This window comes from Streptococcus loxodontisalivarius (assembly GCF_016908645.1).
Classification (GTDB): Bacteria; Bacillota; Bacilli; order Lactobacillales; family Streptococcaceae; genus Streptococcus; species Streptococcus loxodontisalivarius.
This window is the reverse complement of the sequence record NZ_JAFBEH010000031.1, coordinates 18,849-27,647: the sequence shown is the minus strand read 5'-3', so window position 1 is coordinate 27,647 and position 8,799 is coordinate 18,849. Positions and strand designations below refer to the sequence as shown.

Annotated in this window: 11 protein-coding genes; 10 read left to right on the top strand and 1 reads right to left on the bottom strand. The window is 39.8% G+C overall.

Features of this window, described 5'->3' with window-relative positions; translation table 11 throughout:
• Window positions 1-64 precede the first annotated feature (64 nt).
• From JOC28_RS07375 to JOC28_RS07355, 5 genes are all read left to right on the top strand, one after another.
• Entirely contained in the window at window positions 65-877 is an 813-nt protein-coding gene (locus tag JOC28_RS07375) for a DUF459 domain-containing protein (RefSeq protein WP_205010057.1), read from the top strand.
• Window positions 855-1,445, top strand: a complete 591-nt coding sequence (locus JOC28_RS07370; protein ID WP_205010053.1) for a YpmS family protein — start codon at window positions 855-857, stop codon at window positions 1,443-1,445. The genes JOC28_RS07375 and JOC28_RS07370 overlap by 23 nt, the downstream gene beginning before the upstream one ends.
• 111 nt (window positions 1,446-1,556) lie before the next feature.
• The gene (locus JOC28_RS07365; protein WP_205010052.1) at window positions 1,557-1,832 is read left to right on the top strand and encodes an HU family DNA-binding protein; all 276 of its coding nucleotides are present in this window, start codon (window positions 1,557-1,559) and stop codon (window positions 1,830-1,832) included.
• Window positions 1,833-2,118: 286 nt separating this feature from the next.
• Entirely contained in the window at window positions 2,119-2,559 is a 441-nt protein-coding gene (locus tag JOC28_RS07360; RefSeq protein WP_205010056.1) for a Fur family transcriptional regulator, read from the top strand.
• Window positions 2,560-2,568: 9 nt separating this feature from the next.
• Window positions 2,569-2,760, top strand: coding sequence for a hypothetical protein (locus tag JOC28_RS07355; protein ID WP_205010051.1), 192 nt, complete (start codon window positions 2,569-2,571; stop codon window positions 2,758-2,760).
• A 66-nt stretch (window positions 2,761-2,826) separates the two neighbouring features.
• On the opposite strand, the gene JOC28_RS07350 is transcribed toward JOC28_RS07355, so the two are convergent.
• On the bottom strand, window positions 2,827-3,762 hold the full coding sequence (locus tag JOC28_RS07350) for a dihydroorotate oxidase (protein WP_205010050.1): 936 nt from the start codon (window positions 3,760-3,762) through the stop codon (window positions 2,827-2,829).
• Window positions 3,763-3,941: 179 nt separating this feature from the next.
• On the opposite strand from JOC28_RS07350, the gene JOC28_RS07345 reads away from it, so the two are divergent.
• The 5 genes from JOC28_RS07345 (at window position 3,942) to pbp2b (ending at window position 8,792) form a co-directional block, all read left to right on the top strand.
• Window positions 3,942-4,262 carry a DMT family transporter gene (locus JOC28_RS07345; RefSeq protein ID WP_205010049.1) on the top strand — a complete coding sequence of 107 codons (321 nt, stop codon included), beginning with the start codon at window positions 3,942-3,944 and terminating at the stop codon, window positions 4,260-4,262.
• Window positions 4,263-4,368: 106 nt separating this feature from the next.
• Window positions 4,369-5,061 carry a phosphoglycerate mutase gene (locus JOC28_RS07340; protein ID WP_205010048.1) on the top strand — a complete coding sequence of 231 codons (693 nt, stop codon included), beginning with the start codon at window positions 4,369-4,371 and terminating at the stop codon, window positions 5,059-5,061.
• Window positions 5,062-5,390: 329 nt separating this feature from the next.
• Window positions 5,391-5,924 (top strand): 3H domain-containing protein, encoded by a 534-nt coding sequence (locus JOC28_RS07335; protein WP_239548916.1) that lies wholly within the window; start codon window positions 5,391-5,393, stop codon window positions 5,922-5,924.
• A 76-nt stretch (window positions 5,925-6,000) separates the two neighbouring features.
• On the top strand, window positions 6,001-6,546 hold the full coding sequence (locus tag JOC28_RS07330; RefSeq protein ID WP_205010047.1) for a hypothetical protein: 546 nt from the start codon (window positions 6,001-6,003) through the stop codon (window positions 6,544-6,546).
• A 161-nt stretch (window positions 6,547-6,707) separates the two neighbouring features.
• Complete coding sequence (gene pbp2b / locus JOC28_RS07325; RefSeq protein WP_205010046.1) at window positions 6,708-8,792, top strand: penicillin-binding protein PBP2B; 2,085 nt, start codon at window positions 6,708-6,710, stop codon at window positions 8,790-8,792.
• Window positions 8,793-8,799 lie beyond the last annotated feature (7 nt).

The following is an 8,799-nucleotide window of genomic DNA, read 5'->3' as shown; positions in this document are numbered from 1 at the left end:
GACTTAACAAGACACCTCTACTTTAGCATAAAGAAAAAGTAGTGAGTACTCTCTCCCGTCGGAGATTTCCTCACTACTAATCTTAGTATGTTTTTTTATTCTGATTATATCCTTCTTGATTCCAAAGAGCACTCCTAAAAGTAGTCAGTCGACAGAACAATCTCAGGCAGCACAAGAGCTAAACTATCTGGCTCTTGGAGATTCTCTTACGGAAGGTGTGGGAGATTCCAGCCAGAGCGGAGGCTTTGTCCCTTTGCTATCTAGTCTTTTAGAAGAAGATGGCAACTACCTGGTTACTTCCCATAATGCAGGTGTCTCTGGCAATACCAGCAAGCAGATTTTGAAGCGTATGCAAACCGATGAAGAACTTGAGAGCTGGCTCAAGTCAGCCCAGTTCATGACGCTGACAGTAGGAGGCAATGATTTACTGGCGGTTATCAAGAAAAATATTGCAGATTTGTCTGTTGATAGCTTTACGAAACCTGCTGAGGCCTATCAAGATCGTCTGCGTCAGATTATAGAACTAGCAAGGATCGACAATCCAGATTTACCTATTTATCTTGTCGGCATTTACAATCCCTTTCATCAGGCTTTTTCGGAAATAGCAGAGCTTCAAACGATTATTGATAAGTGGAATCAGGCAAGTCAAGAGGTCAGCCAAGAGTATGATAAGGTTTACTTTGTCAGCATAGATCAGGCACTTTACGATGGTATGGATGGACAGGATGATCTGACTTCTGACAGCAGCTCTTCATCCGACACTGAGGATAATGCTGTTCTTTATCAGGAGGATCACTTTCATCCTAATAATACAGGCTATCAAATCATAGCTAATCAAGTGATGGAGAAAATCAATGAAACAAAAGCTGAGTGGTAAAAATCTCTGGAAATGGGCCTTTATTCTACTCCTATCTTTCAATATTGCTCTGACAGCCGTTATAGCTAGTCGAATCCTAACGCCTCAAAAGACTCAGCAAGTAATAACGAGTCAGAATGAGAACAGTATAGAAGTAGGAACAGTAACACTAACTAGAGAAAACCTAAATCAGACCCTAGCCAGTTACTTGGAATCTTACCAAACAGATAAGATGACCTACCAATTAACGGCTACATCAACGGAGCTGATTTTTCAGGGAACCTACAATCTCTTGGGATATGATATCCCTCTTTACCTTTATATGGAGCCTTCTGTTTTAAAAAGCGGAGCTATTAAACTAGAGGTGACGTCAGTGTCTGTCGGTAGTTTAGGTCTGCCTAAGAGTCAGGTCTTACAGTATATCGCATCAAGTTATGACCTGCCAGATATTGTCAGTCTTGATAGTAAAAAGGCGACTATTGAACTTAACATTCAAGACTTGGAACAGTCATCTGGAATTTACTTCAAGGCGAACCAGATTGACCTGAAAGATAACCTTATAAAATTCATAATATACAAGAAAAAATAGGTCAAACTAATGTCTAATACTTGACCAAAGGTTAAAATTTAGATATGATAGAGACTGTATTAACAAAGCGATATCGCTTGTATTATCTAATAAAATGGAGGATTTGTTAACATGGCTAACAAACAAGATTTGATTGCAAAAGTTGCTGAAGCAACTGAACTTACTAAGAAAGATTCTGCAGCAGCAGTTGACGCTGTTTTCGAAGCAATCGAAGCATTCCTTGCAGAAGGTGAAAAAGTTCAACTTATCGGTTTTGGTAACTTTGAAGTTCGCGAACGCGCAGCTCGTAAAGGTCGTAACCCACAAACTGGTGAAGAAATTTCAATCGCTGCATCAAAAGTTCCAGCATTCAAAGCTGGTAAAGCTCTTAAAGACGCAGTTAAATAAAATAGTCTGGGAATAGACTATTTTATCCCTCGTTAAGACGAGGATTAAAAACAAAGAAAGCCTATTGTATCAACGTTTCTACGCTGTGCAATAGGCTTTTTATTGTGTTTTGGGGCATTTTTGGGGCAAAGATTAATACTTTTCCATTAAATATGAGCTTTCTCAAGAATTGAAAAATTTGATTCCTTGAATTGTTTTTCTTATTTGACAAAATAGTGTATAATAGAAGTAGTACCATAAGAAGGAGGGATGCTGTGTGGAGTGGTCTTTAGAGATACAAGAGGGTATGCAAAATACCTATAATCATGTTTTGCTACACTTGAAAGAGAAGCATATTCGTATTACGGAGACGCGTAAGGCGATTATTGCTTATATGATCAATGCTCATCATCACCCTAGTGCTGAACAGATTTATAAAGATTTGTTGCCAATGTACCCTAACATGAGTCTGGCAACGGTCTATAACAACCTCAAAGTCTTGGTCAAAGAAGGCTTTGTAGCAGAGATAAAGTTAACCAACGATAATACCTCATACTTTGATTTCATGGACTCTAACCATCCTCATGTAGTCTGTGAAAAATGTGGTAAGATCACTGATATTACTGTTGTCCCTATTGCTGATCTTAAGGAAGAAGCAGAGCAGCAGTCTGGTTACCAAATTACAAAGACGCAGGTCTTGATTTATGGGGTTTGCCCAGATTGTCAAGATCATCGTTACTACCACTAGGAGATTGTTTTGAGTTTATTACAAATGATTATCTTACTTCTTCTGGCTTTTACGCTTTTCAAGCTAGTTGGTATTTTTGCCCTATCAAAAGCCATGAAGCCGACAGAAGCCGAGCTAGAAGCTGCTAAGAATCGTAGTCAAGAAGACATCGATAAAATGAATGAAGAGTATGATCAGAAACAGGAAGATAAACTGATCTAATAAGATAAATCGGCTCTTTATCAAGAAAAATAAGGTTAGGATCTAAGTCCTAACCTTATTTTGTATTTAGTCGATATAGTTTAGTTTTCCACGGAAATCTTCAAGGCTTTCATAACCTTTCTCAGTCATGATTGCTTTCAATTCGTCAGTAACACGTTGGAAGATTGCTGGTCCTTCTTGTTGTAGAGCAGTGCCGATTTGTACCATACTTGCTCCGCAGAGGATATGTTCAAAGGCGTCGCGCCCTGACTTAACCCCGCCAGTTCCAATGATTTGAATAGATGGATTAAGACGTTGGTAGAAAGCGTGAACATTGGCAAGTGCTGTTGGTTTAATGTAGTCACCACCTAGTCCGCCAAAACCGTTCTTTGGTTTGATAACAACAGTCTCGTCATTGATAACGAGTCCGTTACCGATTGAGTTAACGCAGTTGACAAAGGCAAGTGGAAATTGGTTGAAGACGGCTGCCGCTTGGTCAAAATGCACAATATCAAAGTAAGGTGGCAACTTGACACCGAGTGGTTTGGTAAAGTAGCTGAAAACTTCTGTCAGAATCTCAGTAGTCGTCTCAAAATCATAGGCGATTTGAGGTTTTCCAGGAACGTTTGGACATGAGAGATTGAGCTCAACCAGTCCTTGATAGTCAGATTCTTGAACTTTTTTTAGGATGATGTGGGTTTCAGCAGGTGACAGACCGACCAAAGAGAGGAAGTGATTTTTGCTATCAGCTTGATTTTGAAGTTCAATCACGTAATCCAGATAGTATTCAAAACCATTGTTTGGAAGCCCCATTGAATTGATTGAGCCAAGTTCTGTATCAACATAGCGTGGTTCTGGATTACCTGCGCGTGCTTCAAGGGTTCCTGTCTTAGTTACGAAAGAACCAGCAGCAGAATTTTCTACCTGCTCAAGTTCCTCTCTTGTCATACAGTAAACACCTGCAGCGTTCATCAAGCAGTTGTCAAAGTTAAAATTTGCGATTTGTGTTGCTGTTGAAACCATTGTCATCTCCTAAATATATCATTTCTTATAGTTTATCATTTTTAACTAGTGAAATCAAATGATTATAAGGTAAATAACGAACGATAGAATAATTATTCCTATTAATGATAGTTGTTTTTCTGATATTGACAGCCTGTTAGTGCCATGCTAGACTAAGTGATGATTGAAAGGATGTTAGTATGACTTGGATTTATTTGATAATTGCAGGGATTTTAGAGGTTTTCTGGGCAACCACGATGAAATTGAGTAATGGTTTCACACGATTGGATTTTAGTTTGGCAACTCTTGCTGGTATGATCTTGAGTTTTCTTCTTTTGTCAAGGGCGCTCAAGGAACTTCCTATGAGTCTAGCCTATCCTATTTGGACAGGTGTTGGTGCTGTTGGGACGGTAATTGTGGGTGCTGTTTTTTTGAAAGATCAGCTGTCGCCTATGACTTATGTATTTCTAGCTCTGCTATTAATCGGTATCATTGGCATCAAAATGACCAGTGGTCATTAAGCTTTTGCTAGAATTTTAGGGATTTTACTAGCTTTTTTTAAGCTTTTTGGGTAAAATATTATGAGTAATGGACTTAGTCCAAAATTTTAAAGGAGTACCAAAACACATGGTAAAATTGGTTTTTGCTCGCCACGGTGAGTCAGAATGGAACAAAGCTAACCTCTTCACTGGTTGGGCTGACGTAGATCTTTCAGAAAAAGGAACACAACAAGCTATCGACGCTGGTAAATTGATCAAAGAAGCAGGTATCGAATTTGACCTTGCTTTCACATCAGTTCTTAAACGTGCTATCAAAACAACTAACCTTGCTCTTGAAGCATCAGACCAACTTTGGGTACCAGTTGAAAAATCATGGCGCTTGAACGAACGTCACTACGGTGGTTTGACAGGTAAAAACAAAGCTGAAGCTGCTGAAGAATTTGGTGATGAGCAAGTTCACATCTGGCGTCGTTCATACGATGTATTGCCTCCAAACATGGCAAAAGACGATGAGCACTCAGCACACACTGACCGTCGTTACGCATCACTTGACGATTCTGTTATCCCAGATGCAGAAAACTTGAAAGTTACTTTGGAACGTGCCCTTCCTTTCTGGGAAGATAAAATCGCTCCAGCTCTTAAAGATGGTAAAAATGTTTTCGTTGGTGCACACGGTAACTCAATCCGCGCCCTTGTAAAACACATCAAAGGACTTTCAGACGATGAAATCATGGACGTTGAAATCCCTAACTTCCCACCACTTGTATTCGAATTTGACGAAAAATTGAACGTTACAAACGAATACTATCTTGGTAAATAAAACAGTCCAGTGGACTGTTTTATCCCGAGCTTGAAAATGTGAGAGCGAGGCAAGTCCAGTGGAGCTAAAAGTGTCCCCCGGACACTTTTACTATCCCGAGCTTAAAAAGGCAAAGACGAGGCAAGTCTAGTAGAGCTACAAGTGTCTTCTAGATACTTTTACAATGCTGAGCTTATAAATCTAAAAGCAAGGGTAGGTCCAAAGCTGTTTTAATGAAAGAAGAAGTAGACTATAATCTACTTCTTTTTTATTATCACTTTTAATCATTCCAGGCTTCAAAATTTATGATATGATGGTGACAGTAATGCTGGGAAAGGAATGTAAAAAACATGGACAAAAAAATGAAGGCAGATCAACGCCGTCAGATGATTTTAGAAAATTTGAGTGGAAGTAATCAACCGATTTCAGCTAGTAAATTAGCTGAGCTTCTGGGAGTCAGTCGTCAGATTATCGTTGGTGATGTTGCCCTTCTCAGAGCCAATGGGCAGGATATTCTATCAACTCCTAGAGGTTATCTGTTTTCGCAGGCTCTGCCCTTGTCCCACTATTTGGGGAAGATTGTCTGTCAACACAGTAAAGAGGAGACGGCTCAGGAACTGGCTATCATCATTGAAGAGGGGGCTGTTTTGGTTGATGTGGAGGTAGAGCATCCTGTATATGGTATGCTGACTGCACCTTTGAATATCGGTAAAAAGTCCGATGCTGATCACTTTTTGACTAAGATGTCATCATCACAAGCGGAATTACTTTCTACCTTGACTCAAGGTGTTCATTTGCATACATTATCTTGTCGAGATCAGGCACACTTTGAGGCAGTGAGGTCTCGTCTAGATAGTGAAGGATTTTTATATAATGATAGATAGGTGTCTTGACACCTGTAAAGATATTTTTTATAATAAGGTCAATTAGTTCTATTGAGTTTCAGATAAGGAGATTTTTATGAAAAAATCATCAAGTAGACGATTGACAATTACAGCTATTTTAACGGCTTTTGGTATTTTAATTCCTTTGATTATGCCAGTGAAAGTGGTTATTGGACCTGCCTCTTTTACTCTGGCTAGTCATGTTCCCTTGTTTTTAGCGATTTTCATCTCGCCATTTGTCACGATCTTAGTTGGACTCGGAACGGCCTTTGGTTTCTTATTGGCTGGTTTTCCTATAGTCATTGTGCTGAGAGCCCTGTCTCACTTAATATTCGCCCTACTTGCTGCTATCGTGATAAAAAGATACCCAAATCTTTTGCAAAAACCGATAAGGTGTTTCATTTTTGCCCTTCTGGTGAATCTACTGCATGGTTTAGCAGAGTTTGTTGTCGTCTATCTTCTTACAGTGACTAGCACGAGCAGTCTTGCTTATGTCTTGTCTTTACTAAGTTTGATTGGACTAGGTTCTTTGATTCATGGGATGATTGATTTTTACCTAGCACTTCTGATTTGGCGTTTGTTAAAGGACAGACTCGGTCTATCCCTTTCTTTGGAAAAATAGCAGAGCTTATTGTAAAAAAGTTTATAGAGCAGATAGGAGAGTACTGATTTTCAGGCTCTTTTTTCATATTCAAAATTAGAAAATTTCCCTTCTCTTTTAAGATGTTTTCCTATAAAGTGTGATAGAATAGTAGGTAAAGTTTTTCAAAATTTGAGGAAGTCATGTTTAAAAAAAGTCATTCAAAATCAGCTTCTCCTGCAGCAGGAGGAGCTAATATGTTTAAGCGATTTTACTTGTTATTTGGGATTATTATCCTCTTATTCCTTGCATTGATAGGACGTTTGGCCTACATGCAGCTCTACCAAAAATCGTTTTATTCGAGTAAGTTGGGTGGTAGTTCAACTTACAGCGTATCAACGGGATCTGAACGTGGGGAAATTTATGATGCCGATGGTGTCGCTCTAGTTGAAAATAATATTACAGAAGCGGTAGCCTTTACCCGTAGCAATACCATCACCAGTCAAGAAATTAAGGAACTGGCTCAAAAGCTCTCACAAATGATTACCTTGTCAGACACGGATGTGACGACGCGTGAGAAAAAAGACTACTATCTGGCTGATACAGATACTTATCGTGAGGTTGTTGAAAAGCTTCCTAATAAGAAAAAATACGATAATTATGGCAATAGTCTTTCAGAATCAACCATTTACAGTAACGCAGTCGAAGCTGTTACAGATGATCAAATCAATTTTTCAGATGATGAGCTTAAGATTGTTCACATCTTTAGTCAGATGAATGCGACTTCAGTCTTTAATACGACGACTCTCGATTCTGAAGATTTGACAGATGATCAGATTGCCCTAGTGACAGCTAACCAGTCTAAATTATCTGGAATCTCAGTTACAAAAGCTTGGAATCGTTCTGTCAATGATACAGGGCTATCATCGATTATTGGAACGGTCTCATCTTCAGATGCAGGTCTTCCAGAAGAAGATGCTAGCACCTACCTTGCTAAAGGTTATTCGCTCAATGACCGTGTCGGTACCTCTTATCTTGAAAAATCTTATGAAGATGTCCTTCAAGGAACACGTACTAAGCAAGAAATCACTGTTGATGCTGACGGCAATGTAACCGAGAATAAGACAACCTCAGTCGGTGAAAAAGGGAAAAATATAAAGCTTACCATTGACCTTGATTTCCAAAATCAGGTAGAGAGTATCTTACAGAGCTACTACAGTGCACAAATTTCATCAGGAATTGCTGCCTACTCTGAAGGGATTTATGCAGTTGCTCTTGATCCAAGTACTGGCTCTGTCTTGGCAATGGCAGGGCTATCACACGAGACAGGATCTTCTGAGACAGAAAGCAATGCACTTGGAACGATTACTCAGGTCTTCACACCAGGATCTGTTGTCAAAGGGGCTACCCTGGCATCAGGTTGGGAGAACAAGGTTCTCTCTGGAAATGAAGTTCTCTATGACCAGACCTTACTTGGTATCAGTTCATGGTTTACGTCAGGAAAAACAGCTATTACAGCTACTCAAGCCCTAGAATACTCATCAAATACCTACATGGTTCAGGTTGCCCTTAAGATGACTGGGCAAGAGTACACGACGGCTGACGCAGTTACAACCGATAACTACAAACAAGCTATGGAAGAACTACGCTCAACCTATGCCGAATTTGGTATGGGAACAAGTACAGGTCTTGATATTACAGAATCTGACGGCTATCTTCCAAGTGATTACAATTTCTCAAATATGATTTCTGAGTCATTTGGTCAGTATGATAACTACACAACCATGCAGCTGGCTCAATACGCAGCTACGGTTGCCAATGATGGAAAACGTCAGTCTGTTCATTTGGTCGAAGGTGTTTATGATAACAACGACGACGGTGGACTTGGTGACCTCAGTCAAAAGATTGAAAGTCAGACTCTCAATACAGTTAACATTTCATCCGATGAGATGGACTTGATTCAGACAGGTTTCTATAATGTGGTCAACAGCTCTAGCGGATATGCGACAGGTACTGCCATGAGAGGAACTTACACAACGATTAGCGGTAAGACAGGTACTGCCGAAACCTTTGCTACAGACAGTGATGGTAACACAGTTGCGACCGTCAACCTTAACGTTGTTGCCTACGATGCTAACCGCTCGATTGCAGTTGCGGTTATGTATCCTCACGCTAACAATGACGACAGTAAGGCTCACCAGTATATCGCCAGAGATATTATTGATCTCTATGTTTCGACTTATGCTAATAGCTCCGCAGATACTGATGACTCAGATACAGATAACTAGGAAAGGA